This is a genomic window from Atribacterota bacterium (assembly GCA_039638595.1).
Classification (GTDB): Bacteria; Atribacterota; Atribacteria; order Atribacterales; family Caldatribacteriaceae; genus Profundicultor; species Profundicultor thermophilus.
In genome coordinates, this window is sequence record JBDIWM010000032.1 from 1 (window position 1) to 24,888 (window position 24,888).

26 protein-coding genes and 2 pseudogenes are annotated in these 24,888 nt (G+C 48.6%); 23 read left to right on the top strand and 5 right to left on the bottom strand.

Annotated elements, in window-relative coordinates:
- Window positions 1-519 precede the first annotated feature (519 nt).
- The 4 genes from ABDK92_07995 to ABDK92_08010 all read right to left on the bottom strand — a co-directional run bounded on the left by ABDK92_07995 (window position 520) and on the right by ABDK92_08010 (window position 2,054).
- The gene (locus ABDK92_07995) at window positions 520-675 is read right to left on the bottom strand and encodes a hypothetical protein (GenBank protein MEN3186555.1); all 156 of its coding nucleotides are present in this window, start codon (window positions 673-675) and stop codon (window positions 520-522) included.
- A gap of 382 nt (window positions 676-1,057) precedes the next feature.
- Window positions 1,058-1,282: a PLAT/LH2 domain-containing protein gene (locus ABDK92_08000; protein MEN3186556.1), complete on the bottom strand. Its 225-nt coding sequence runs from the start codon at window positions 1,280-1,282 to the stop codon at window positions 1,058-1,060.
- 15 nt (window positions 1,283-1,297) lie between these two features.
- Entirely contained in the window at window positions 1,298-1,462 is a 165-nt protein-coding gene (locus tag ABDK92_08005; protein MEN3186557.1) for a hypothetical protein, read from the bottom strand.
- A gap of 19 nt (window positions 1,463-1,481) precedes the next feature.
- Window positions 1,482-2,054, bottom strand: coding sequence for a hypothetical protein (locus tag ABDK92_08010; protein MEN3186558.1), 573 nt, complete (start codon window positions 2,052-2,054; stop codon window positions 1,482-1,484).
- Window positions 2,055-2,278: 224 nt separating this feature from the next.
- On the opposite strand from ABDK92_08010, the gene ABDK92_08015 reads away from it, so the two are divergent.
- The 6 genes from ABDK92_08015 to ABDK92_08040 all read left to right on the top strand — a co-directional run bounded on the left by ABDK92_08015 (window position 2,279) and on the right by ABDK92_08040 (window position 9,165).
- Entirely contained in the window at window positions 2,279-2,773 is a 495-nt protein-coding gene (locus ABDK92_08015) for a flavodoxin (GenBank protein MEN3186559.1), read from the top strand.
- A 103-nt stretch (window positions 2,774-2,876) separates the two neighbouring features.
- On the top strand, window positions 2,877-4,385 hold the full coding sequence (locus ABDK92_08020) for an ABC transporter ATP-binding protein (GenBank protein ID MEN3186560.1): 1,509 nt from the start codon (window positions 2,877-2,879) through the stop codon (window positions 4,383-4,385).
- A 3-nt stretch (window positions 4,386-4,388) separates the two neighbouring features.
- On the top strand, window positions 4,389-5,477 hold the full coding sequence (locus ABDK92_08025) for an ABC transporter permease (GenBank protein MEN3186561.1): 1,089 nt from the start codon (window positions 4,389-4,391) through the stop codon (window positions 5,475-5,477).
- Window positions 5,467-6,396, top strand: coding sequence for an ABC transporter permease (locus tag ABDK92_08030; protein ID MEN3186562.1), 930 nt, complete (start codon window positions 5,467-5,469; stop codon window positions 6,394-6,396). The genes ABDK92_08025 and ABDK92_08030 overlap by 11 nt, the downstream gene beginning before the upstream one ends.
- A gap of 46 nt (window positions 6,397-6,442) precedes the next feature.
- The gene (gene tkt / locus ABDK92_08035) at window positions 6,443-8,494 is read left to right on the top strand and encodes a transketolase (GenBank protein MEN3186563.1); all 2,052 of its coding nucleotides are present in this window, start codon (window positions 6,443-6,445) and stop codon (window positions 8,492-8,494) included.
- Between the two features lie 47 nt (window positions 8,495-8,541).
- A complete protein-coding gene (locus ABDK92_08040; protein ID MEN3186564.1) occupies window positions 8,542-9,165 on the top strand; it encodes an SGNH/GDSL hydrolase family protein in 624 nt (207 codons plus the stop codon).
- A gap of 102 nt (window positions 9,166-9,267) precedes the next feature.
- Here ABDK92_08040 and ABDK92_08045 read toward each other — a convergent pair whose 3' ends face one another.
- The gene (locus ABDK92_08045; GenBank protein ID MEN3186565.1) at window positions 9,268-9,855 is read right to left on the bottom strand and encodes a DeoR/GlpR family DNA-binding transcription regulator; all 588 of its coding nucleotides are present in this window, start codon (window positions 9,853-9,855) and stop codon (window positions 9,268-9,270) included.
- Between the two features lie 642 nt (window positions 9,856-10,497).
- On the opposite strand from ABDK92_08045, the gene deoC reads away from it, so the two are divergent.
- The 17 genes and pseudogenes from deoC to ABDK92_08130 form a co-directional block, all read left to right on the top strand.
- Window positions 10,498-11,256, top strand: a complete 759-nt coding sequence (gene deoC, locus ABDK92_08050) for a deoxyribose-phosphate aldolase (protein ID MEN3186566.1) — start codon at window positions 10,498-10,500, stop codon at window positions 11,254-11,256.
- 180 nt (window positions 11,257-11,436) lie between these two features.
- Window positions 11,437-11,781, top strand: a pseudogene (locus ABDK92_08055) (SDR family oxidoreductase).
- A 34-nt stretch (window positions 11,782-11,815) separates the two neighbouring features.
- On the top strand, window positions 11,816-12,865 hold the full coding sequence (locus ABDK92_08060; protein ID MEN3186567.1) for a galactitol-1-phosphate 5-dehydrogenase: 1,050 nt from the start codon (window positions 11,816-11,818) through the stop codon (window positions 12,863-12,865).
- Between the two features lie 29 nt (window positions 12,866-12,894).
- Window positions 12,895-13,529 (top strand): annotated as a pseudogene (locus tag ABDK92_08065) (alcohol dehydrogenase catalytic domain-containing protein).
- Window positions 13,519-13,920 carry a zinc-binding dehydrogenase gene (locus ABDK92_08070; protein ID MEN3186568.1) on the top strand — a complete coding sequence of 134 codons (402 nt, stop codon included), beginning with the start codon at window positions 13,519-13,521 and terminating at the stop codon, window positions 13,918-13,920. Before ABDK92_08065 ends, ABDK92_08070 begins: the two are co-directional and overlap by 11 nt.
- An 18-nt stretch (window positions 13,921-13,938) precedes the next feature.
- Window positions 13,939-15,435, top strand: coding sequence for a glycerol kinase GlpK (gene glpK / locus ABDK92_08075; protein MEN3186569.1), 1,497 nt, complete (start codon window positions 13,939-13,941; stop codon window positions 15,433-15,435).
- A gap of 39 nt (window positions 15,436-15,474) precedes the next feature.
- A complete protein-coding gene (locus ABDK92_08080; protein MEN3186570.1) occupies window positions 15,475-15,834 on the top strand; it encodes an SDR family NAD(P)-dependent oxidoreductase in 360 nt (119 codons plus the stop codon).
- Between the two features lie 11 nt (window positions 15,835-15,845).
- Window positions 15,846-15,980 (top strand): hypothetical protein, encoded by a 135-nt coding sequence (locus ABDK92_08085; GenBank protein MEN3186571.1) that lies wholly within the window; start codon window positions 15,846-15,848, stop codon window positions 15,978-15,980.
- A 307-nt stretch (window positions 15,981-16,287) separates the two neighbouring features.
- A complete protein-coding gene (locus ABDK92_08090) occupies window positions 16,288-17,064 on the top strand; it encodes a hypothetical protein (protein ID MEN3186572.1) in 777 nt (258 codons plus the stop codon).
- 62 nt (window positions 17,065-17,126) lie between these two features.
- The gene (locus ABDK92_08095; GenBank protein ID MEN3186573.1) at window positions 17,127-18,296 is read left to right on the top strand and encodes a BMP family ABC transporter substrate-binding protein; all 1,170 of its coding nucleotides are present in this window, start codon (window positions 17,127-17,129) and stop codon (window positions 18,294-18,296) included.
- Between the two features lie 42 nt (window positions 18,297-18,338).
- A complete protein-coding gene (locus tag ABDK92_08100) occupies window positions 18,339-18,836 on the top strand; it encodes an HD domain-containing protein (GenBank protein MEN3186574.1) in 498 nt (165 codons plus the stop codon).
- Between the two features lie 36 nt (window positions 18,837-18,872).
- Window positions 18,873-19,604: a sugar phosphate nucleotidyltransferase gene (locus tag ABDK92_08105; protein ID MEN3186575.1), complete on the top strand. Its 732-nt coding sequence runs from the start codon at window positions 18,873-18,875 to the stop codon at window positions 19,602-19,604.
- A complete protein-coding gene (gene rfbD / locus ABDK92_08110; GenBank protein MEN3186576.1) occupies window positions 19,601-20,458 on the top strand; it encodes a dTDP-4-dehydrorhamnose reductase in 858 nt (285 codons plus the stop codon). The genes ABDK92_08105 and rfbD overlap by 4 nt, the downstream gene beginning before the upstream one ends.
- The gene (rfbB, locus tag ABDK92_08115) at window positions 20,451-21,452 is read left to right on the top strand and encodes a dTDP-glucose 4,6-dehydratase (GenBank protein MEN3186577.1); all 1,002 of its coding nucleotides are present in this window, start codon (window positions 20,451-20,453) and stop codon (window positions 21,450-21,452) included. Before rfbD ends, rfbB begins: the two co-directional genes overlap by 8 nt.
- Window positions 21,445-21,996 (top strand): dTDP-4-dehydrorhamnose 3,5-epimerase, encoded by a 552-nt coding sequence (gene rfbC / locus ABDK92_08120; protein MEN3186578.1) that lies wholly within the window; start codon window positions 21,445-21,447, stop codon window positions 21,994-21,996. Before rfbB ends, rfbC begins: the two co-directional genes overlap by 8 nt.
- A complete protein-coding gene (gene mutM, locus ABDK92_08125; GenBank protein ID MEN3186579.1) occupies window positions 21,980-22,768 on the top strand; it encodes a bifunctional DNA-formamidopyrimidine glycosylase/DNA-(apurinic or apyrimidinic site) lyase in 789 nt (262 codons plus the stop codon). Before rfbC ends, mutM begins: the two co-directional genes overlap by 17 nt.
- Before the next feature lie 538 nt (window positions 22,769-23,306).
- On the top strand, window positions 23,307-24,888 hold a 1,582-nt coding region (locus tag ABDK92_08130; protein MEN3186580.1), incomplete at its 3' end, for a flagellin.

A 24,888-nucleotide genomic window follows, 5' to 3' on the forward strand; every position in this document is an offset into this window, starting at 1 on the left:
AACCATACCATTGGGGGTAATCCCCAGAATGTGATCCAGTGGTGCCAGATAGCGAAAGAAGAGGCAGAGCGAATAGTCTCTTCGGGCTGATCTCAGGGTGACAGAGTACTTTTTAGAAAACAAAGGTACCGGCAATAAAAAACCAATTTCACCATCGAGCCAGTCAGAGAATAAAAGTGGTCTCTTAGGGTGGTTTCATTCTCTCTGTAACCGGTGATAGAGTTTTGTGGATGATATCTCGAGAAAATGGTTGTTCCCGCCGTACCAACCGTATGTGTTCGGGTTCAGTTGGAAGAAAGACTCGCCTCCAAGGAAAGTGAATTGAACTCAAAGAGAAGAAACGCAAGGGCTTCCACCGCCTTTCCTCTCTTTGGATTCAAAGGATAAAGCCGTCATTCAAATACACTTCTACGGCAATCCTACCACCTCAATCCACTGTACCTGTCCCCCAACGATGACAAAGGAAACACCAGTGACCAATCCCGAAACGTTTCCTCGCAGACCTACAGAGATCTTATTCTAACCTGGTTGGGTGCGGAAGGTAAAATTCAGACGCTCTGTTCTGAGATTCCCGGCGCCCTCAAGCCTGGATAAAGCGTCACTGAGTTGATAGAGGTTGTATACAACGCCAATGATTTCCACAATTTCCTTTGCTCGCCTGAGCTTCTCTGCCACAGAGAGAACGGCTGCTCCCTCTCCAAGCTCTCCAAGGACTCTGGTGCTCCTGATAGATTCCCATTAGTTTCCCAGAAAACTCTAACTCTGAAAAGAGGGCAAGGGCGGAATTGACCGTTCCACCAACATAACGGACTAAGGTGCTGACGTTGAGATTCATCGCCCCCGGGGTGTTAACCCAGATTTTTTATCCTGCTTTGGTTGTAGCCCCACCGGCGTAGGAATCAAGGTAGAGACCAATACCACCGTAAGTTTCGTTGGTATAAGCTTCTGCTTCTGCCTCTCCTAATTCATGGGTCCACGCTCGTGTCCCTGAATAGGGAGGCTCAAAGCGCTTCAACGGGTTTATGGTCCGATTCCGAAAAGCACTGATTGCCTGCCCTCATCTTGAACTAACCAGCGATTGAAAATGAAAACGTACTCCTGACCGGTAGAGCGATTCACCACTTACCGAAACGACAAACCATCCCGGCCGGATACCCGAATTATCATGACGTAGATAGACACGGGTGATTACTCCCAAATCTGGTACTTCCTGAGGAGAAAGGAGGAATTCATCAGTCCGACCGCGCTCAAAATCATTGCGATCGGGGTTGTCCAAGAAAATCTCCCGCGAATTTTCCTAGGTCCCATACAGGGTAAGGAGATCGGAAGGAGGAGTAACAGCCACAAGAGGCGATGGTGTAGGATTCACAAAGGGTGAGGGTGAGGGAGTAGCGAATGGTGTTGCTGTTGCCTGAGGTGAAGGGGTAACAGGAGTTCCAGTTCCTCCTACTCGCAACTGCACGGTGTACTCTCCTTCTCCGCTATCCCGACACACCCGCACGTACCAGTCGCCACTTTCTCCGGCAACATAGCAAAGGGTACGCAGGTTTCCTTGTCTTTCTTGTGTCCCCACGCCACTTGCTGAATACGGGGGGATATAAACTCAAGGAAAAGCTGGCATTTTGCGGCATTGTGAGGGAAAGATTGATGATTTGTCCCAAAGAAGCAGAGAAAAAGTACCAGTTCTCAGAATCAACAAGGCCGCCTGGCTGTAATCCTCCAAGGCTTCCTGAAATACTCCCTTCCCCGATACCGATTGCTTCCCAGCGCACATCGCTATCGGCTGCTTTTTCAGGGGTCTTTTTGTTCTCTCCAACACCGGTTACCGTCCCCCCTATAAGGAGTACGACGCTCTTTTCGTTGAAGGCAACATGAACCCTCGAGGGTGTTCCTCTCTTTAGATTTTCTGGATATGGAGTTCGGTGAACCCTTATCCATATCGAAAAGGCGTTATCAAGACCCTCACGGGGTATGGTTATTCTCCCCTGACAGAAGTATCCTACCGGGTCATGAGGCGGCGAAAAGTTAGGAAGAAAAACCTCTTGCACCCCCACGATGAGTCCTCCTCGTCCTTGCAAAGGGGGAATGCCATGGAAGACAAAAGACGCGCATCTCCACGTCGCGGACTGCTTACTCGGTCGGTGGCTAACACTTCCCAGTCGAAAACAAGGTCTTCTTCGCTCGGAGGAACGTTGGTAAAAGCCCACTCGTCAATCTGCTTGGATTCAAAAGTGATAGAATGAAAACATCTAATGAGGAAATTCAAAGGGGAACAGCCATGGAAGAAAAAGTCCTCATCGCTTACTACAGTTGGTCGGGAAAAACTCGCCGTCTGGCTCTACTCATTCAGGAAGCGGTAAAGGGAGAGCTCTTCGAAGTAGAACCGCAAGACCCCTACCCCTCCTCTTATGCTGCGACCGTACAACAGGCAAAAAAAGAAATCCAAGCTGGATACAAACCGCCTTTACAGAGAAACCTGGATTCCCTTAAGCCATATGAAATTATCTTTGTCGGTTCCCCAAACTGGTGGAGTACCATCGCTCCTCCGGTTGTGACCTTTCTCTCGGTGCATGACTGGTCGGGAAAAAAGGTGGCCCCCTTTGTTGCCCACGGGGGAGGGGGCATGGGAAAAATCGAAAGAGAAATCGCCAAACTTTGTCCTGGGGCAACCCTACTGAAGGGACTTGCAGTTTATGGACAAGGGGTGGAAAAAGCTCGGGAAAAATTGCGGGTCTGGCTTCGCGAGATTGGCCTTCATTTCCCGTTTCTTTGAGTGTTGTTTTTCCTTTCTTTTTTCTCCATCTTGTCGAGCGTAAGGTATCTTTATATAATACCTTAGCAATTCATGGAATACGAAAAGGGGACTCGAGGTATCAATGATTGAAATCGCCTTTCACTCGGTAACCAAGCGTTTTCCTCCCCACATTGTGGCCAATGACCATGTTTCTTTTGAGATTGAGAAAGGGACGGTTCATGCGCTTTTAGGTGAAAATGGGGCCGGAAAGAGTACGCTCATGAATATCCTCTATGGGCTTTTGCAACCTGACAAGGGAGAAATCGTGGTGAAAGGAAGCCCACGGAGCATTTCTTCTCCACGAGAAGCTATTGCCCTGGGTATTGGGATGGTGCCTCAGCATTTCAAGCTGGTTCATACCCATACAGTCAGCGAAAATATCATCCTGGGAGTTCGCTCTACTCCTTTCTTCTTTCCTGCGGAGAGGGTAAAGTCGAAGATTCGTGAGCTTTCGGAGCGATACGGTCTGTGGGTAGACCCAGAAGCCCAAATCTGGCAATTGTCTGTGGGAGAAAAGCAGAGAGTGGAAATCCTGAAAGTTCTTTACCGTGAAGCCAATATCTTAATTCTTGACGAACCGACTGCGGTACTCACCCCCCGGGAGGTGGAAGAACTTTTTCGGACCATGCGGGTTATGAAAGAAGAGGGAAAAACCTGCATTTTTATCACCCATAAACTCAACGAGGTCATGGAAATTGCTGACAAGGTGACGATAATGCGGAAAGGGAAAGTAGTGGACACGTTTTCTCCAAGATCCATTTCACCTGAAGAGCTGGCTGAAATGATGGTGGGGAAGAAAGTGGTTTCGGTGATTCCCAAGAAGGAGGTTTCTTCAAGGGTGGTTTTGAACCTCAAAGGGGTATGGGCTATAGGGGATAAAGACCTTCCAGCACTGCTTGATGTTTCGCTCACCGTACGGGAGGGAGAAATTGTCGGTGTGGCAGGAGTCGCCGGAAATGGACAGAAGGAACTGGCAGAAGTTATTGTAGGGCTGCGGCGAGTGAAGAGAGGACATATTTTCCTGGATGGCAAGGATATCACCGGACTCTCGCCCCGAGAAATTGCTTCGTTAGGAGTGGCCTATGTTCCGGAAGAGCGAAACGTAGGGTTGGTGGGTGAGATGAGCGTTGCAGAAAATTTGATGCTTCGGGGATACGCAAAGCCACCTTTTTCTCAGGGATTCTGGGTTGACTGGGATAAAGCTGAAGCGTATAGCGAACGTCTGATTGCTCGTTATGCGATTCATCCTCCTCTTACGGAGATGCCGGTGCGACTCCTTTCGGGAGGGAATCGTCAACGGGTGATTCTGGCACGAGAACTGGAGAGGAAACCGAAGCTTGTAGTTGCAGCAAACCCCACCGCTGGGCTCGATGTCCAGGGGGTGGAGGCCATTCATGAGTTACTCATACAGGCGCAAGAAAAAGGAGCAGGGGTACTCCTCATTTCTGGGGACTTGGATGAACTCTTAAAACTTTCCAATCGAATCGTGGTATTATTTCGGGGTGAAGTCATGGGAGAAAAGGAAAAAGCTCAGTGGACCGAAGAAGATCGTCATAACATTGGTCTAATGATGGGAGGGATAAGGGTTTAGCCAATGAAATTTCGAGTTGAGCCTGCTCTTCAGCCAAAGATGAGTTCGGTTCTTCTTCTTTCCCTACTCTCTATTATTTTGGCTTTTCTTGGCAGCAGTGCGATTTTCATTTTTTACCATGTTTCACCATGGGAAGCGTATCTCACTTTTTTCCGTGGTGCTTTTGGGAGCTGGTATGCCCTCTCAGAAACCTTTAAACGGGCAATTCCGCTTCTCCTTATCGGGGTGGGGTTGTCTATGGCTTTCCGTGCACAGGTTCTTAACATTGGGGCTGAAGGCCAGATGCTTTTTGGAGCCATTGCCGCAAGCTGGGTCGCTCTTTTTTCTGGGGTTCCTTCTTTTCTTATGCTTTCCGGTATGTTCCTTCTTGGATTTCTGGCGGGGGCAGCGTGGGCACTTCTACCGGCGCTATTGAAAGTTCGTTTTGCGGTCAACGAGGTTTTGACCAGTCTCATGCTGAATTATGTAGCTTCTAACCTTGTACTCTACCTTATTGGTGGTCCTTGGAAAGGAAAGGGAGTTCGGGGTTTTACCTATACGGATACTTTTCCGGAAGCAGGCTGGCTTGGCACGATCGGGACGACCAGGGTACCGTATTTTACGCTCATCGTTGGAATCGTTATCGCTGTAGCCAGTTATTTCTTTCTCAAGAAAACGGCTCTTGGTTTTGAACTGCGTGTTGTGGGAAGCAGCCCTGAAACGGCAAGGCTCCTTGGGATTAGCGAAGGTAAGGTTACGCTTTTAGTCATGTTTCTTTCGGGGGGATTCGCTGGCTTTGCCGGGGTGGGAGAGGTGGCAGGCATTCATCATCTTTTGCGACACCCTGCGCACATCTCTTTGGGCTATGGGTATACGGCGATCATTGTAGCCTGGCTGGCACGGGCCAACCCCCTGGCCACAATGCTCACCGCTTTGCTTTTTGGCGCGCTCATGTCTGGAGGTGACGCCCTGAAGGTTTCTCTGGGTATTCCCTTTCAGGTGGTTTCAGTGCTCAACGGTCTCATCCTTTTTTTCTTGATTTCTACCGAAATTTTGAGTCGTTATCGTATCGTTTGGAATTCTTCCAAAGGTGGTGGAGCGGTTGAACCTTGAGGCCGTTTTGGGAATTTTGAACCGGGCGGTGGCGTATGGTACTCCTTTGCTTCTGGCGACATTGGGAGAAGTATATGCTGAAAGAGCCGGAGTTTTAAATTTAGGGGTTGAAGGAATGATGATGCTGGGCGCGTTGGGTGGTTTCGTGGTGACTTACGTTGTTTCTAACCCCTGGGTAGGGATGCTTGCCGGAGCGCTCATGGGAGGTGTGTTTTCACTGATCCATGCATTTTCCACCATTACCCTGAGAACGAATCAAACAGTGTCAGGTTTAGCCCTCACTCTTCTTGGAACCGGACTTGCGGGGACTCTGGGTCGGAACTGGGAGGGAAAAACGCTCGCTACCCCGATCAGGCCTTTTTCCGAAGTCTTTCTTAAGAGGTATCCTACCCTTATGGGAATGATTTTTAAAGATATCGATATCTTAGCGTTCGGGGGTATTTTTGTAGCCGTTCTTCTCTGGTTTTTCCTTTTTAAAACTCGTCCTGGTCTTTGGTTGCGTTCCTGTGGAGAAAATCCTTCTGCTGCTGATGGACTGGGAATTAATGTCTGGCGCATCCGGTATTTAGCGGTTTTTTTTGGAGGGATTATGGCCGGTCTTGGAGGGGCATATATTGCTGTGGCTTATCGCCCCTCCTGGTCTTCTGGAATGACCCAGGGTGTGGGATGGTTAGCTGTGGCCCTCACCATTTTCTCTTTCTGGAATCCACTTTATGTTCTAATCGGGGCGTATCTTTTTGGGGCACTCTTTCATCTTGCGTTTCGCCTACAGGTTCTGGTCGCTCCTGAATTGCTGAATTCCTTACCATACCTTTTTCCCATAATTGCCCTGGTTTTTGTGTCTCGCCTTGCCTTTCGGAGAAAAATTGGCGTTCCAGAGGCTCTGGGAAAACCCTATAAGCGTGGAGAAGCAGAGTGATATTTTCTATAATAAATTGGTGACTAATAAAAAAGGGGTGAAGAAAGTGGATGTACCTTTGGAGCAACTGGCGGTGAAAACGATTCGCATGCTCTCTCTGGATACGGTGCAAAGGGCAAAATCAGGCCATCCTGGCTTACCTCTGGGAGCAGCACCAATTGGGTATGTTTTATTTCGGCGCTTTATGAACCATAATCCTCGAAATCCCCAGTGGTTTAATCGGGACCGGTTTATCCTCTCGGCTGGTCATGGTTCGGCTTTGCTCTATTCTCTTCTGTACTTGAGTGGTTACGAGGGTATCAGTCTCGAAGAGCTCAAAAACTTTCGGCAGTGGGGAAGCCACACTCCTGGACATCCAGAACGGTGTATGAAATGTGGCATAGAAACCACCACCGGTCCTCTGGGACAGGGTTTCGCGACTGGAGTGGGGGTGGCTATTGCTGAAGCTCATCTTGCCGCCCGATTCAATCGCCCTGGCTTTCCGGTTATCGACCACCATACCTATGCCCTGGTCAGTGAGGGTGACCTCATGGAAGGAGTAGCCCAGGAGGCGGCTTCGCTCGCTGGTCACCTGAAATTGGGAAAGCTCATTTATCTTTTTGATAAGAATGAAATCAGTCTCTCTGGAGCAACGCAAATCTGTTTTACCGAAGACGTCAAGATGCACTTTCTGGCCTATGGATGGCAGGTTTTGGAAGTGGAAGATGGAAATAATTTAATAGAGCTTATCCAGGCTATTGAAAAGGCTAAAGAGGATAGGGAGCATCCCTCGCTTATCATTGTTTCCACACACATCGGATATGGAAGTCCCAAACAGGACACGTTTGAAGTACACGGTTCGCCGCTTAAGCCCGAAGAGGTGGTGGAAACAAAGAAATTTTTTGATTGGCCTCTGGAACCGGATTTTTACGTACCGGAAGAAGTGCTGGCTCACATGCGAGGAGTGATTGTGGAGGGGGAAAAGAAAGAGAAGGAATGGCAGGAACTTTTTGAAGCCTACTTGCAAGCGTTTCCGGAAGAGGCAAAAACCCTGAAAATGATGATGGCCGGTGAACTTCCAGAGAATTGGGCGGAAGGGTTGCCGGTTTTTGAACCCAGTGCTGGGGCTATGGCCACTCGTTCGGTGGGAGGAAAGATTTTGAATCTCCTGAGTGATAGAATTCCTTCCCTCATCGGTGGTTCGGCTGATTTAGACCCTTCCACGAATACCGCTTTGAAGGGGAAGGGAAGTTTTCAGACTCCCGGTATTTGTGCGCCTCAGACGCAGGGGCTGGTGGATGGACCCCTAGGATATGAAGGGAGAAATATTGCCTTTGGGGTGCGGGAACATGCTATGGGGGCAATTTTAAACGGTATCGCCGTGCATGGCGGGCTTATTCCTTTTGGAGCCACGTTTTTTGTGTTTTCTGACTATATGCGGCCAGCAGTCCGTGTGGCGGCGCTCTCTCACAATAAAGTGATTTATGTGTGGACTCATGATTCTGTGGGGGTTGGTGAGGATGGACCCACGCATCAGCCGATAGAACAATTGATGAGTTTAAGGGTTATGCCAAACCTCATTCTGGTTCGACCCGCCGATGCCAATGAAACCCGGGAAGCCTGGAAAGTGGCGGTAGAACACAAGAATGGCCCGGTGGCACTCATTTTAACTCGCCAGAATGTCCCTGTACTGGATCAGAATAAGTATGGAAAAGCAGAAGGGCTGAGGAAGGGAGCATATGTGCTTGCCGATAATGCTCAAGGTTTGCCCGAACTCATTCTTATTGCTTCTGGGTCTGAGGTGCACGTTGCGTTGGAGGCATACGAAAAGCTGGTTGCCGAAGGGGTAAAAGTCCGCGTGGTCAGTATGCCCTCTTTTGAGCTTTTTGAAGCACAACCGAAAGAGTACCAGGATATGATTCTGCCACCTGCAGTGAAAAAACGCATTGCCATCGAAGCTGGTGCCACCTTGGGATGGTATAAGTACGTTGGACAAGAAGGAGAGGTCATCGGTATCGATCGCTTTGGGGCTTCTGCTCCGGGTAAATTGGTGCTGGAAAAATTAGGAATCAATGTGGAGAACCTTCTTAGTAAAGCGAAAGCGTTGCTCAATCGATGAAGAAGGCCTCTTGGGGCCTTCTTCGTGGTGATTAAGGAGGAGAGGATATGGATGAAAAGGTTATTCTCTGTTTTGGTGATTCTCTAACCTGGGGATTTAATCCCCAAAACGGTGAACGGTATCCACGAGAGAAGCGTTGGACCCTTCTTTTAGAAAAAGAACTGGGGGAGGGATGGCGTACCATTGAAGAAGGGCTGAATGGACGAACCACCGGTTTTGATGACCCCATCGAGGGCGATAAAAATGGCCGGCGGCATTTACCTCTTCTCCTTGAGTCGCACCGTCCTCTGGATCTTGTGGTGATCATGCTTGGAACCAATGACCTGAAAGCGCGTTTTGGTCTGTCGGCTGCAGAGATTGCGCAGAGTGTAGGGGTCTTGGTGGACACGGTCTTAAGGAGTGGGGCAAATTCAGAAGTGTTGCTGGTTGCACCCCCACCATTGGCTGCGTTGACTAAACTCGCTACAGTCTGGGGGTTTGAGGGAGCCGTTGAAAAGTCAAAACACCTTGCTGAATACTACGAAGTGACGGCGCAGTGGTACAAATGCCATTTCTTGGATGCTGGAAAAGTGGTCAGGACAAGTACCCTCGATGGAGTGCACTGGGAAGAAGAGGAAAATAAAAAGTTTGCTCGGGCACTGGCTCAGGAAATCCGGCAATTTCTTAGTTGACTTCCTTGTCGTTTTGTTTCTGAACTTTTTTACGAAAAGAAACGGTATTTTCAGGATTTTTTAGGGCCAGAAATAGAAGTTTGAAGAAGCACCTATAATGTTTCACACAGTATAGTGTTCGATGTTGGACTTGGCAAGAATTTTAAGATATTTTTCTGGAACTCCAGTATCAGTGATGACAATATCAAATTCTTCGAGATTGGCGAAATGGGCGATGGTTACTCGATCAAACTTAGTGGAGTCAACGAGCAAAATTTTGACATCCGAGGACTCGATGGTGGCTCTTTTGGTTCCCACTTCGTAGAAATTCGCGCAGGTGACCCCTAACTTATTTTCCACGCCCGCTGCAGAGATAAACGCCTTGTTGGCTCGTATTTTTCTGATCAGTGCGATACTTTCAGAACTCTCAAACATGAGTGTATTTTCGTGGAAGTAACCACCTGGGAAAATGATCTGACTATTTTTGTGGTGGTTGTAAACATTCAAAAGGATATTCAAAGAGTAACACACGATGGTGAGCCTGGTGCTTTGGGGGATGAAACCGGGAAGGTGTTCTGTAGTGGAGCCAGTGTCGATAATGATGGTATCTTCTGGTTGAACGAGGGAAGCAGCCTTTTTACAAATTTTGATTTTTTCTTTGGTCATCTGCGATTTGGCCCTGGTTATGGCATGCACTGTTATTCTTTTCATCGATGGTTTCCGTGCACCACAGGTTTAAACGACTGTTTAAACCATACTTTTGGGCTTATCCCTTTTCTATCAAGATAATGTTTTTACGTTTTTTCTGATTTTGGTTGTTATTTCGGAGTTTATCATCAGATTTTTTCCATTTCGTCTTGGGTAAGATGTTTTGGAGAAAAATTTTTAAAAGGGTTGCGTTCGTAGATATAGTGTCTTCATCTTTGTTATCTTTTAATTCGCATCTGAGTTAACCTTTATCAGCCGGGAGGATCTTGCGTCTTCGATTTTTGAGAGTGGATTGAAAAAGTAAGGACAAGCAACCAAGTACTTAGACAGAGTTTTCTGACCCTCATTGACTATGTGGTCTTATTGTGTTACATATATCGCAGGACATGTGTAAATACAGTGATACGCGCGCTCGAGCTGCTTTGTTTCATGATCGGCAAACTTTATCAACAGTTGAGAGCACAACAATCCCAATGTCCTCACTTAAGTAGGTCATTACATCCTAAAGGAGAACTGCGTGAGATGGTGAAATTGTGGTTTGAAACCAGATTTGCAGGAGAGTTTTGGTCTCGAATTGACAAAATGATGGTCATGGAAAAGGGCAGGTAAACCCTATGAACATTCTGAAAGCCGAGGTTTCTGACCATGAATCGAGACGAACCGATTGAACGGATTACCCGGGAAGTAATCAGTAAACTCCAAAATGTCCCCTTAGCTGGGAATGAAGGGTCGTCGGAGGACAAAATCAAATTAACCCCGGCTGATCTTCCTCCGTACATCGACCATACGCTTCTCAAACCGGATGCCTGTATTTCCATGGTGGAAAAACTCTGTGACGAAGCGATACAGTATCGTTTTTATTCCGTATGTGTTAATCCGTACTGGGTTTCCTTCTGTACTCGAAAACTCCGGGGAACGGGAGTCAAGGTGTGCACCGTAGTTGGTTTTCCTCTGGGAGCTAACGATGGCCGTACCAAGGCCTTTGAAGCGCGTAACGCCATCGAAAACGGAGCCGATGAGATCGACATGGTTATCAATATCGGAGCTTTAAAATCAAGAGATCTAAAAACGGTAGAAGAAGATCTCTGGGCAGTCAGGCGAGCCTGTCGTCCGATTACTGTGACTAAGGCTATTATTGAGACCTGTCTTCTTTCTGATGAGGAAAAAGTGTTGGTTTCGGAACTGGTTAAAAAAGTGGGCTTTGATTTTGTGAAGACTTCGACCGGTTTTTCAACCGGTGGAGCGACCGCTCATGATGTGGCCCTGATACGGAAAACGGTGGGTCCAAAGATGGGCATCAAGGCTTCGGGTGGTATTCGTACCTTTGAAGATGCTCGACTGATGATTCTTTCCGGAGCAACCCGCCTTGGAACCAGTTCTTCGGTCAAGATCGTGAGTGGATAAAATGTGGGGGGCCAAGGAATGAGTGTGTCAGAAAAAGAAGTGTAAGGAGAAATGATTCGTCTCCTGTTGAGGTGTCCAATCGACGCTGTCATCTGACTCGAGAAACGTTTGAACTTCTGTATGGGAAGGAGCAACAATTAACCCCCATTCGTCAACTTTCCTAAGTGGGGGAGGGGAAAAGTCACCAATGTGTCCTCCAAAGCAGCCATTGTGGATGAACCCTTCCATGCAGTGTATTCCGCCTCCAAGGGAGCAGTATTATCTCTCACCAGGGTCATGGCGGCTGAGTTGGGACAGTATGGGATCCGGGTCAACATGCTCTGTCCGGGCACCACTCTCACCCCCCTGGGCAAATCGGCTATTTCTGACCCAGAACTGCGGAAGGCCCTGGAGAGTGGTATTCCCCTGGGGAGACTCGGTCAACCTGAAGATCACATTGGTTCAGTGCTGTATCTGGCTTCAGATGAGTCCGACTGGATGACTGGCCAGATGATTGTGGTGGATGGCGGTTTGTCGATGATTTAAGAGTTTAGCTGACAGGAGAGGAGCTGTAACAACGATGACGAAAATGAAGGCTGTTCGGTTGTACGCCCCTGGAGATCTGCGGGTTGAAGAAGTTGAGGTGCCAGAAGTTGGTGATAATCAGGTTTTGGTGAAAGTCCGAGCGGTGGGAGTGTGTGGTTCTGACCCCGGAAGAGTGATGAGAAAGGGAACGTATTCTTATCCCACCACCATAGGTCATGAGTTTTCGGGCGAAGTAGTGCGTTTGGGAAACCATGTGAAATCGTACCAGGTCGGTGACCGTGTTACAGTTATCCCTTTGGTTCCCTGTGGACACTGTGATTACTGTCGGGTCAGTAAATTTAACCTCTGTGATGATTACAGTTATTATGGTTCAAGAACTGACGGGGCAATGGCTGAATATGTGGTGGTTGAAGAAAGTAATCTTTTAAGGCTTCCTGATGAGGTGGACTTTGAGTCCGGTGCCTGTATAGACCCCATTGCCATTGCTCTCCATGCTTTGCGTCAGGCAAAAGTTGAAGCGGGGAATTCGGTTGCTGTACTTGGTGTTGGTCCCATCGGTCTTTTTGCGATTCAGTGGGCGAAAATCATGGGGGCGAAGGAAATCTTTGCCGTTGATATCTTTAAAGAAAAACTGAAGGTGGCGAAGAAAGTTGGCGCCGACGTGGTGGTCAACGCTAGAGAAGTGGATCCCGTGGCGCTCGTTATGGAAGAAACGCGAGAGTGCGGTGTCGATCGGGTGATAGAAATTGCTGGGTCAAAGATAACCCAGGAACAGTCTTTACGCATGATTGGGAAAGAGGGCGTCGTGGTGTTTTGTGGTATTTCCTATGATGACCTAACGATCCCGGTCAAAACGCTGGACGGATTACTTCGAAAGGAGATACACATTGTGGGGGCCTGGAATTCGGGCTTTGCGCCACTACCGGTGCATGAGTGGAAACTTTCCCTTACCTTTGTGGCCAAAGGACAAATCCGTTGTCAACCCATTATCAGCCATCGTTTTACTCTTGATGAAGCACCGGAGGTGTTCCGCAGGCTCTGGAACCGTATGGAATTCTTTAACAAAGTACTGTTCATTCCTTGATGGAGAGGTTAAGCATGAAAGCAGCAGTAATGGAAGAAATTGAGAAAGTCGTGGTCCGGGATGTGCCACGGCCGGAGGTGGAAGCGGGAGGGCTTTTACTTCGAGTTAAAGCCTGTGCGGTATGCGGGTCAGATGTGCGCACGATCTGGCATGGAAGTAGCCACGTCAAACCCCCTCGAATTCTGGGACGTGAGGTGGTTGGAGAAGTGTGTGAGGTTGGAACCGGTGTTTCTGGGTACACGGTGGGGATCGGGTGGCAGTAGCGCCGGCCATTGGTTGTGGAAACTGTGTATCTTGTCGTTCCGGACACACCAATATGTGTCCGGAACTTGAGACCATTGGTTTTGAATTTGAGGGTGGATTTGCCGAATTCATGGCCGTTCCGGCCAAGGCTTTACGGCAGGGTCATGTCAATCCATTGCCTGCCTATCTGTCTTTTGAAAAAGCAGTGCTTTCCGAGCCTATGGCTTGCTGTATCAATGGACAGGAACCCCTGGGAATAAGTCTTGGGCAGACTGTCGTGGTAATTGGGGCTGGGATTATCGGTCTTTTTCATGCCGAACTGGCTTTGCTTAAGGGGGTAACAAAGGTTTTTGTTATCGATGGAGTGTCTCAAAGGTTAGAGCACGCTCGCTCTCTGAGCGAAAAAAATCGTGACCATTAATGGTACTCTTGTTGACCCTGTGGAAGCAATCCTTGTCCAGACTGAGCGATATGGTGTGGATGGGGCAATCGTGGCCTGTCCGGTGGGGCAGGCGCAAGCACAGGCACTTCAGATGGTTGCCCGACGTGGACGGGTTAGCCTTTTTGGAGGATTACCAACCACTAATTCTCTGGGTTTTTTAGATAGTAATTTGATTCATTATAAAGAGATAAGCGTTTTTGGAGCACATGCTTCAACGGCAGCGCAAAATCGGCTGGCCCTGCAACTTCTTGCTCATGGACAGCTCGATTCGCATCACTATGTTACGAATACTTTTCCTCTTGCCCACATTGTGGAAGGTATTCATGCCATGAAAGAAGGCCGAATTATGAAAGCAATTATCCAGCCATAAAGTAAGGGGGGTTGAATGATGGATCGAGAATACATCATGGCCATCGACCAGGGAACGACGGGCACAAGAGTCATTGTCGTGAACCATGATGGAACGGTGGTTTCAAGTACCTACCAGGAGATTGCTCAGATTTATCCTCATCCCGGTTGGGTAGAGCACAATCCCAAAGAGTACTGGGACACAACCATGAGGTGTATTCAGGAGGCCATGGCGAAGGCGCATATTGATGTATCCCAAATTGCGGGTATCGGCATTACCAATCAGCGGGAAACGACGGTCATCTGGGATAAAGATACTGGAGAACCGGTTTATAATGCTATTGTCTGGCAGTGTCGTCGGACCGCTCCGATTTGCGAAGAACTGAAGTCAAGAAGCCTGGAAGAAACAGTACGAGCCAAGACGGGTCTTGTCATCGATGCCTATTTTTCTGCCACCAAAATCAAATGGATTCTCGATAACGTTCCTGGGGTGAAAGAAAAAATCCGCGAGGGCAAGCTCCGGATGGGATGTATTGACTCCTGGTTAATGTGGAAACTGAGCGGAGGTCGTTTTCACGCTACCGATTACTCCAACGCTTCCCGGACCATGCTCTTTAATGTACAGAAGCTCACCTGGGATGAAGAACTTTTGGAAGCGCTCCAGATTCCCCAGGAGATTCTTCCTCAGACTAAGCCTTCCAGCGGTACTCTGGCTCTGACAGAGAAAAGTGTTTTCTGGGGTGAAGAGATCCCGATTGCCGGGGTGGCCGGCGACCAGCATGCTGCCCTTTTTGGACAGACCTGTTTTAAGCCAGGGATGGTGAAGAACACCTACGGTACGGCTCTGGCTATGATGATGAATATTGGCGAAAAATTTATCCTCTCTCAGCATGGTCTTACCACCGATTTGGCCTGGGGTATCGGTGGAAGGGTGGAGTATTCTCTGGAGGGTGTGGTCTTCATTGGTGGAGCTGCGGTACAGTGGTTGCGAGATGGGTTGAAAATTATCGATAACGCTGTACAGACCGAAGCGGTTGCCCGGTCAGTCCCCGATACGGCGGGTGTGTATATTGTTCCTGCTTTTACCGGGTTATGTGCACCGTACTGGGATATGTACGCTCGAGGAACCGTTGTGGGTATTACTCGCGGAACAACCCGGGCACATATTGTGCGAGCGACTCTGGAGTCTATGGCGTACCAGACGAGGGATGTCCTTGAATCGATGGTAGCTGACTCTGGATTGGCCCTGGAATCGCTCCGGGTTGACGGAGGAGCGGTCAAAAATGATTTTCTCATGCAGTTCCAGGCCGATATCTTGGGGGTTCCGGTCATTCGTCCGGTAGTAACTGAGATGGCGGCTATGGGGGCTGCGTACTTAGCCGGACTAGGTGTAGGGTTCTGGAAAGATAGAGAGGAAATCTCGCAACAGTGGAAAATTGATCAGGTTTTTGACCCTAAAATGGATGCGGAACGTCGAGAAGAACTCTACCATGGTTGGAAGAGAGCGGTAGAGCGTTCTCGGGGGTGGGCATTGTGATTATAGAAGTAAGAAATGTAAGCCGCTTTTGGGAGTGCCATGATGCCATCCACAAAAAAGATGGAAGGGAAAGTCGCTATTGTTACAGGAGGTGCTTCGGGGATCGGGGAGGTAACGGCCAGGATTTTTGCTGAAAATGGATGTAGGGTTGCTTTACTGGACGTCGATGGTCTGCGCCTGACAAAGGTTGTCGATGATATCAGGGCAATTCAAAAGGAATGTTACGGCGTATATGGCGATGTGACTGAAGAAAAGACCGTCATCGAGTTTTTTCGGGGCGTGGTCCAAAAATGGGGTAAACTTGATGTCCTGGTTGGCATTGCCGGTAGAGATTTTCTTACGCCTTTGGTTTCTGAGGCGACTTTGAGGAGTGGAACAAAACCATCGCGGTCAATTTGACTGGTGTATTCTTGTGCTGTCGGGAAGCTTTCGGGATTATGGAAAAGGAGGCCAGGGGTGGAAGAATTATCAACCTGGGTTCGACTTTGGCTAAGTTAGCCTTCAACCCCGGCACAGCTCTTATCGAGCTTCAAAGCGTGGAATGATGGGTTTCAGCGAAAATATTCTTCTGGAGGGGCGAAGAAGAATATTGCTGTAACGGTTATCAATCCCTCACAGTGAAAACCCCCATGACGGGCTACTTTACCACCTGAGGTAGCCATTTCCCGATTTTTCTATTTATTCAACCCATAAGGTACACCGCTATGGTGTGAGGGCATAGAGGTAAAAGGAGGTGACAGTCGTCGTTTTGTGGTAGGGAAAAAGTTTTGATTTTTATCTCTTATGGAGGGATGGGAAAACAAACTATATATATTATAATAGGGTAGAAAATTCAGCAACGGAGGCGAAACTATGACCTTGTACGGGTGGTGGGAAAAAAGTACCCGAACGTGGTGGTTTTATCTCTTTGTTGTGCTCATCCAGTTTATTCCCCCATATCCGGTTCGTGGGATTACCAGTTCTCAAGATTACAATCGCCTGGTGGAAGAGGTTCTTTCTCATGCTTTTGTCTTTTCCTTGAGAAGTTTTTATCCGGTTTTTAAGATCGTACCGCTGTTTTTGCTCTTCCTTTTAGCCTTTTCCCCGGTGAGTAAACCGTTTTTCCTTATCTTTGTGGCTTTACACTACTTTCTCTTTGCCATCTTTCAAAATATGGCTTTGCTTCCAGGTCAGGGTTTTGCCATGCTCACCCATAACGTGGTCATGATGACCCTTGTAGGACTCTCTTTTTTGGGGGAATTTTTTACTCGAAAGACGACGTTTCGCTTTGGGCGGTTCGACTGGAAAAGGGTTTTGCTGGTGGGGATGGTCATTTTTGCCTTTTGGTATCCTGTCGACACCGTTTCTTGGCAACCGCGTTTTTCCATCGCGGATGTTTTTACGAACGTTGCTGGTCTCACATTTTGCATGATGACCCCTTTCTACCTTATGGTGCTCCTCTTCAGCTATCCTGAGGTGAATCTGGTGACATTGCGCGTGACCGGTCTTATGGGAACGATTATTGGTGGGTATAATTTTTTTATGAATTTCATGTTCGATTTTTCCCGTTTCTGGTGGAATGGCGTTCTCCATTTGCCGCTCCTTTTGATTTCCAGTTATGCTCTTGGGCTTTCTTTGCGGCGTGATTGAGAAAAACTCGCTTTTTGTCTACAATGTTCTACGGTGTTACCAATCATTTGGGAGGTGATTTTGTGAAGCGAAGTTTTCTTGTGGTGTTGTCATTGTTTGTTCTTTTTGCCCTTTTGGGGCGTGGAGTTTTTGCGCAGGAAACTAAACTCAAAGCCGGGTTTATCTATGTTGGCCCCGTTGGGGACCTCGGCTGGAGCAATGCCCACGATAAGGGACGTCAGGTTCTTGAAGAAACATATCCCTGGCTTGACACCCTCTATGTGGAAGCAGTGCCGGAGGGAGAGGTGGAAGGAGTCATCGACCGTCTGGTGAATCAGGAGAAAGTCAACATCGTGGTGACCACCAGTTTCGGTTTCATGGATGGAACGCTCAACGCAGCCAGGCGATATCCGAATACCATTTTCTTTCACTGTTCGGGATTTAAGCGTGCGCCGAATATGGCCACCTATATGGCCGATTTCCATCAGGTGTATTACCTGAACGGCCTTATGGCGGGGGCGTTGACCAGGTCTGGTAGGGTTGGTTATGTGGGCACGTTTCCGATTCCAGAACTCAAGCGACACATTAATGCTTTCACCTTAGGAGTGCGGCGAGTGAATCCCGGTGCCGAAGTGCACGTGCGCTGGTTACAGACTGCCTGGTATGACCCCCAGGGGGCTAAGGAAGCAGCGGAAGCGTTAATTGCGGAAGGAATTGATGTTTTGGCTTTCACCGAAGACTCGGCCACAGTTGTCCAGGTGGCTGGCGAAAAAGGACTTCCCAGCTTTGGTCATTATTCCCCCATGGTGTCGTTTGCCCCAGATGATCTTGTCTCTGGGCAGCTTGTGCACTGGGAAGCCATCTATCTCGATTTCTTTGCCAAGGTATACGCGGGACTCTATAACCACAAGAACCTTGAGAATGTTGATTACTGGTGGCTTCTTGGGAATGGGGCGGTGGAATTAGGTGCTGACTTTGGTATGCCCATCAACCCTGCTTTCGAGGAAAGGTTGAAAAATTACGTGGTGGATGACCCGGTATATGGGAAAATCAGTGTCTATGACCTGGTTTTCAAATTAAAAGAGGCCATGTCTGACCCTGAGTATGCCTTCAGTCCTTTTACTGGTCCCATTACAGACCGCAAAGGAAACGTACGGGTTCCGGCAGGAATCCGGTTACCACTCAACGAACTCGTTACCATGGAGTGGGCTGCAGAAGGTGTGGTGGGTCTGTGGCCGGGTGAACCTGAGTAAAAATAGGGGGCTACAAGCCCCCTTTGTGAGAAAGGGTAAGGTGTGTTTGAAAAGTACTGGGAATTTCTGAAAGGAGTTTTTGCCGAAGATCCGAAAATGCTTCCTCATACGGAAGAAGTCTTGCGCTTGGCCGGAATTATTGCTCAGGACCTTGGTATAACCGGGAAGGAACGGCGAATTGTTGAGCTTTCTTCCCTGCTTCATGATGTGGGCATTGTGGAAGCATTTCGTAAATACGGTTCTCGAGAGGGGAAGTACCAGCATCTTGAGGGACCACCGCTTGCTCGGCTGGTCATGGAGAAAGAGGGAGAGCCGAAAGACGTTATTGACCGGGTTCTTTTCCTCGTGGGCCATCACCACGACTTTGCTGCTGTGGACGGGCTTGATTTTCAAATTCTCATTGAAGCGGATATGCTGGTGAATCTGGCCGATGAAAAGTGGGATAGAGCAAGACTGGCACAATTTATCCGGGATTTTTTCAAAACCCGCAAAGGAAGGGAACTGGCAGAAGAGAAATATTTGCATTCCAGTGCTGGATAAAGGAGAAGGAAAGTTTCTGGAAGGAGAGCGAAAGTGTTGAAAGGAATCATTCTGGCCGGAGGAACAGGCTCGCGACTTTTACCTCTCACCAGAGTAACCAATAAACACTTGCTCCCGGTGGGAAAATACCCCATGATTTTTTACCCCATCTACCACTTGAAACAGGCGAGAATTCACGAAATTCTCGTGGTAACCGGACGGGAACACATGGGCGATGTCATTGAACTTTTGGGAAGTGGCCGTGATTTCGGTGTGGAATTCACCTACCGGGTGCAGGATGAAGCGGGGGGGATTGCCCAGGCACTGGGATTGGCCCAGAATTTTGTGGGGCGGGATCTCTGTGTGGTGATCCTGGGGGATAACATTTTTGAAGACGATATTTCTCCATTTGTGGCTGATTTTACGACCCAGAAAGAGGGCGCAAAAATCCTTTTAAAGGAAGTTCCCGATCCAGAACGTTTCGGTGTGGCTGAATTACGAGATGGAAAAATTGTGCATATCGAGGAAAAACCTCAGAAACCCAAAAGCCAGTACGCCGTAACCGGTATTTACATGTACGATGCGGAGGTTTTTGACATCGTTAAAACCCTTCGACCTTCGCAAAGAGGTGAGCTTGAAATCACCGATGTGAACAATGCCTACATCGCCAGAGGACGTCTCACATATGGTATTCTCAGGGGTTGGTGGACTGATGCCGGTACCCCCACTTCACTGGCTTTGGCGAACGAGTTAGCCCGAGACCTCACTTTAAATTTTGAAGGGTCATGAAAATTGTTATTGTAGGAAGTGGTGGACAGTTAGGGAATGAATTTCAGAAGTTCCTGAAGGGTCAGGAAAATGTCTACGCCTTTTCCCGCCAGGAACTCGATGTCACCGACGCAGAAGAGGTATTCGCTACCCTGCATAGTATTGAACCGGATGTGGTGGTTAATTGCGCCGCCTACACCAGGGTTGACCAGGCCGAAAGAGAAAAAGACCTCTGTCATCGAATTAATGTCTTAGGAGCGCGTAACGTGGCCTGGGCGGCGTATCGGATAAGGGCAAAAGTGGTCTATTTCAGCACTGATTATGTTTTTGACGGAGAGCACGCCATCCCTTATACTGAACTCGATGAGCCCTGTCCCCTTTCCGTGTATGGGTGGTCGAAACTGTGGGGGGAATATTTTACCCGAAGTTGCAATCCCAACCATTTGGTAGTCCGAACATCGTGGCTGTACGGAGAAATGGGACATAACTTTGTGAAGACGGTCGTGCGCTTGGCAAGGGAAAAAGGGAAACTCAAGGTCGTGGATGACCAGCATGGCGTTCCAACCTGGACCAAAGACTTAGTGCAGCAGACCTTTGAGCTCTTAGTGAGGGATCGGGTGGGACTCTATCACTGTGCCAGTCTTGGCCAAACGAGCTGGTTTCACGTGAGTCAAATCATCATTCAGGTTCTTGGCCTTTCTGCAGAAGTCTTCCCCATTAGCACCGAAGAGTACGGTGCTCTGGCCAGAAGACCCAAATACTCAGTGCTGAGTAATTATTTTCTCGAACTTGAGGGTCTCAATCACATGCGTTTTTGGGAAGAAGCACTCCGTGAATTTCTCACCCTCTTTAGGAAGGAATTCCTCCGTGAATAGTATCACCATCCTTATCACTGGTGGAGCAGGGTTTATCGGTTCAAACTTCATTCATTTCGTGAGCCGCAATCGGCCCCAGTACCGGCTGGTGAACTTCGATAAGTTAACCTATGCCGGAGATTTACGTAACCTAGAAGGCCTTGTTGCCAACCATTACCATTTTATACGGGGTGATCTTGCCAACCGAGAACTACTTGAATACCTTTTTACCCTTTTTCGGCCACGGTGGGTGGTGAATTTTGCAGCCGAATCGCATGTTGACCGCAGCATCGAAGGACCGGAAGTGTTTGTGCGTACCAACGTCTATGGAACTCAGGTACTCCTGGACGTAGCCCGGACTTTCTGGGAAAGTGAAAAAATGGAAGGAGCACGGTTTCTCCAGATAAGCACCGACGAAGTATATGGGGCACTTCCCTTAGAAAGTACCGAGCGTTTCACCGAAGAGTCGAGTCTCTGTCCCAACAGTCCCTATGCTGCGTCGAAAGCCAGTGCTGATTTACTGGTTCGGGCATACGCGGTAACCTATGGTATGCCGGTTCTCATCACCCGTTCGTCCAATAATTTTGGTCCCCGGCAGTATCCAGAAAAACTTATTCCACTTATGATTTCCCAGGCAATTTTGGGGAAATCGCTTCCAGTTTATGGTGATGGACAAAACGTGCGTGACTGGCTCTATGTGGAAGATAATTGCCAGGCCATCTTGCAAGTTCTTGAAGAGGGACGTACTGGGGAGATCTACAATATCGGCGGGGGCAATGAATGGCGCAACCTCGACCTCGTGTACTTTCTATGCCAGATTCTGGCTGAAGAGATGGGGAAAAACCCTGGGGAGTATAAAAGGCTTGTCACCTTTGTTCCGGATCGCCCAGGTCATGACCGGCGTTACGCATTAAGCAGTGAAAAAATCATGCGGGAGCTCGGATGGAAGCCCAAGTGGTCTTTTACCGACGCCCTGCGCCACACGGTGAGGTGGTACATCGCACGCCATGGATAAATTTCGATTTGCGACCACACCTATCGAAGGTTTGGTATTGATCGAATCCACAGTGTTTGAGGATGAACGAGGTTTTTTCGTGGAAACGTACAATTTTCGGGACTTCAAAATCCTGGGTCTTGGTGTAACCTTTGTTCAGGATAATCACTCTTTTTCCCGGAAAGGGGTTCTTCGGGGTCTCCATTTTCAAAAAAACCACCCCCAGGGAAAACTTGTACGGGTGGTTCGGGGGCGGATTTTTGACGTGGCTGTGGATATTCGGCGTGGTTCACCAACCTTTGGAAACTGGTACGGGGTAGAGCTCTCCGCTCAAAGTGGGAAGAGTCTCTATGTTCCTCCTGGGTTTGCCCACGGGTTTTTGGCCCTCGCTGATAGTGACGTTCTCTATAAGGTCACCGAGTATTACTATCCTGGTGATGAGGGGGGTATCATCTGGAACGACCCCGATATTGGGATACCCTGGCCAATTGATGCTGAGCCTCTCCTTTCGCTGAAAGACCGAAACTGGGGGTCGTTGCGTACTCTTTATGCCGGAACTCCCTGAAGTTGAAGTCGTTCGACAAGCCATTGCGCCGTACCTTGAAGGGGCGAAAATTCTGAAGGTCGTTGACATTGGGGAACGTTTTGCCCTCCCCCCTCTTGTGGGGCAGGCGATCAGAAGAGTTTTCCGCCACGGGAAATGTCTTTTCTTCGAATTTCCTGCAAACGATACCTTGTTCGTTCACCTGGGAATGACCGGAAAACTCCTCCTCAGTGAGGTTCAGATGACTTTTCCTCACCAGCACCTCGTTTTTTCCCTTTCTTCAGGAGTATTCCTTTCCTTCTGTGACCAGCGTAAGTTTGGTACAGTGCAGTACATGACGCGATGGGAAAAGGAGAATTTTCTCGTTCGTCTTGGAGTTGACCCCTTTTCCTCAGCCTACACGTTTGAACGTATCGTGGTGCTTCTTTCGGGAAAGCGACGGGTCAAGGATTTCCTCCTTGACCAGCACAAAATTGCCGGTATCGGTAATATTTACGCCAGCGAAATTCTCTTTCGGAGTGGCATTCACCCAGAGAGGGCACTGCTGACTCTCACTGACGTTGAGAAACAGAGCCTATTTCTCGCTCTTCCTGAGGTCCTTGAGGAAGCCATTCACTGTCAGGGGACCACTGTTCGGGATTTTACCCAGGCTAACGGCAAAAAGGGCTCCTTTCAGGAGTGTCTTTCGGTCTATGGAAGAGCAGGGGAACCGTGCCTACGCTGTGGAACACCAATTTTTCGGAAAGTCATCGGTTCCCGCAGTACCTATTTTTGTCCACGTTGCCAGGTGTGACCTGCTTTTGTGGGAAATGAGTGCACTTGCCGTTACGCTTATTTTAGACGTTCTAATCATACTTTGAGTGATGGTGTGCGATACGGGTACACCTCGTTGGCAGAGATGAAAACCCGCTCTATATAAAAGGGTAGAGTTCATTATCACGAATATACAGCTTAAGCGAGTGGAAAAAAGCTCTTGATTTTTACGATGGCCACGACACCTTACCGTATCAAAACTCAGGTTGCCACTGCGCAACGATCCTCCTGAGTGTAGAACCCGACTTTCGCTAAGGGAATAAAATTTTGCCTTCACTCTCTAAAGTTTTTTTCTGTGGAGCCGATAATTATAGGTAGAAAAAGAAAGCATTTGTTGAAAAAGTGATGAAAACTCCAAGGTTTTTGGGTTTTCTGCAATTATTTTGGTAGAGGAGGTGATATCGAGGAGAAAAGCGCGGGGTAAATATACCATGCAGGCTGGTAATGGTTGTTTTAGTGTAGGTGAGTAAGCTGGCACGGATGCCAAGGAAAACACCTTATGGAGGAGGTTGTAAAAAATGGGTCTTCGGATTAACCAAAACATTACGGCGTTAAATGCCCACCGTAATCTGGTGGCCACAGATAGCGCCCTTTCCAAATCCCTTGAACGGTTGTCGTCGGGTCTGCGGATTAACCGCGCCGCTGACGATGCTGCGGGGTTAGCCATTTCGGAAAAGATGCGTGGTCAAGTCAGTGGTTTAGCGCAGGCAGTGCGCAATGCCCAGGATGGGATTTCGCTCATTCAGACTGCAGAGGGAGCCCTGAATGAGGTCCACTCCATTTTGCAACGTATGCGGCAACTGGCTGTCCAGGCGGCCAACGATACCCTGACCTTAAACGACCGGGTGGAAATCCAGCGAGAAATCGACCAGCTCAAAGCCGAAGTTAACCGCATTGCCAACACCACTGAGTTCAACACCAAAAAGCTCCTTGATGGGACGGCTTCGGTCTTAGCTTCTACCGACAAAGCCACCACCCAGGTTATCGCCAAAGGACCGGTCACGAATTTTGGAAACTACGAACTCCAGATCGAGGCCACCCCTGGTAAAGCTCAGATTTTGAAGACCGACATCTTCAAGGCCCAGGGACTTGAAATCACCAACCTCGAGATTGACACCACGAACTCTGGAATCCAGAATATCACCCGGAACACCACTGCAGGGTATACGTTACCGGTTGGATCGTACACTGTGGCAGTGGCAGCAAGTATCAGCGCTACAGTCAACGCTTCATACACCACCACGACCTATAGCCAGGCAGGGGCAACTTCACTGATTGTCGGTGGCTCAACCACGGTGACGAATGCTACGACAGCTAGTGGTTATCTCCTTCTCGAAGTCAACCTCATTTCCGGGACTCAGGTATCCTTTGACATAACTGAATACTACGTCACGCAAAATGGTAATATTGGTCAGGTAACTGGTAATACTGTTACCGTCACTGCCGATGGTTCAACAAACGTTTCGGCTGATTTCAACGCCAACACAACCTATTTTGATTTCCAGCAAATTGTCTTTCAAAGTGCCAATAACTTCCGGGTGGGTGATAAGATTCTCTTTCGAATCAGTGGAACGGCGGTACCAGGTGATGATCAGCTGACGCTTTCCAACACCAGTGGGGTAGGAGCCGGTCAAAACATTACCTATGTCTTTGATAACAATGTTTTGGACAACAACACGCGGAGTGTCTGGACGACATACATGAACTCAAGTAACGGCCAGCTTTACGTAGGACAGCTCAACTTCCAGTTTGGAATACCGACGAGCGATTCAACCGCGGCATCCTTTGATATCGCTCGGGTAGGAGGTCTGGCACCGGCGGATATCGATGCGACTTTAGCGGAGGTGGACCGCTTCACCGATGCCAGTGGGAACTTCCTTGTGGAGTATCCGCAAACCATCACCATCTACCAGGGGAATGGCCGAAGCACCACGGTCACCTTCTTTGCCACCGACACGCTGAGGGATGTCCAGGATAAGCTCAACAAGGCCATTGCTGAAGGACTTAACCAGGGGCAGTACGTGGGTGATTACAGTAACAAGTTTGTCCAATACGTCACCACCCCCTACGCTAACTCTCCCGAAGCGGTTGCCGGGACCT

Excerpts from the sequence above, each read along its gene's own strand:
- deoC (MEN3186566.1), top strand. The coding sequence starts at position 10,498 with ATGAATCGAGACGAACCGATTGAACGGATTACCCGGGAAGTAATCAGT.
- rfbC (MEN3186578.1), top strand. The coding sequence starts at position 21,445 with ATGGATAAATTTCGATTTGCGACCACACCTATCGAAGGTTTGGTATTG.
- ABDK92_08020 (MEN3186560.1), top strand. The coding sequence starts at position 2,877 with ATGATTGAAATCGCCTTTCACTCGGTAACCAAGCGTTTTCCTCCCCAC.
- glpK (MEN3186569.1), top strand. The coding sequence starts at position 13,939 with ATGGATCGAGAATACATCATGGCCATCGACCAGGGAACGACGGGCACA.
- ABDK92_08080 (MEN3186570.1), top strand. The coding sequence starts at position 15,475 with ATGATGCCATCCACAAAAAAGATGGAAGGGAAAGTCGCTATTGTTACA.
- ABDK92_08060 (MEN3186567.1), top strand. The coding sequence starts at position 11,816 with ATGACGAAAATGAAGGCTGTTCGGTTGTACGCCCCTGGAGATCTGCGG.
- ABDK92_08045 (MEN3186565.1), bottom strand. The coding sequence starts at position 9,855 with ATGAAAAGAATAACAGTGCATGCCATAACCAGGGCCAAATCGCAGATG.
- ABDK92_08015 (MEN3186559.1), top strand. The coding sequence starts at position 2,279 with ATGGAAGAAAAAGTCCTCATCGCTTACTACAGTTGGTCGGGAAAAACT.
- ABDK92_08040 (MEN3186564.1), top strand. The coding sequence starts at position 8,542 with ATGGATGAAAAGGTTATTCTCTGTTTTGGTGATTCTCTAACCTGGGGA.
- ABDK92_08025 (MEN3186561.1), top strand. The coding sequence starts at position 4,389 with ATGAAATTTCGAGTTGAGCCTGCTCTTCAGCCAAAGATGAGTTCGGTT.
- rfbD (MEN3186576.1), top strand. The coding sequence starts at position 19,601 with ATGAAAATTGTTATTGTAGGAAGTGGTGGACAGTTAGGGAATGAATTT.
- mutM (MEN3186579.1), top strand. The coding sequence starts at position 21,980 with ATGCCGGAACTCCCTGAAGTTGAAGTCGTTCGACAAGCCATTGCGCCG.
- ABDK92_08090 (MEN3186572.1), top strand. The coding sequence starts at position 16,288 with ATGACCTTGTACGGGTGGTGGGAAAAAAGTACCCGAACGTGGTGGTTT.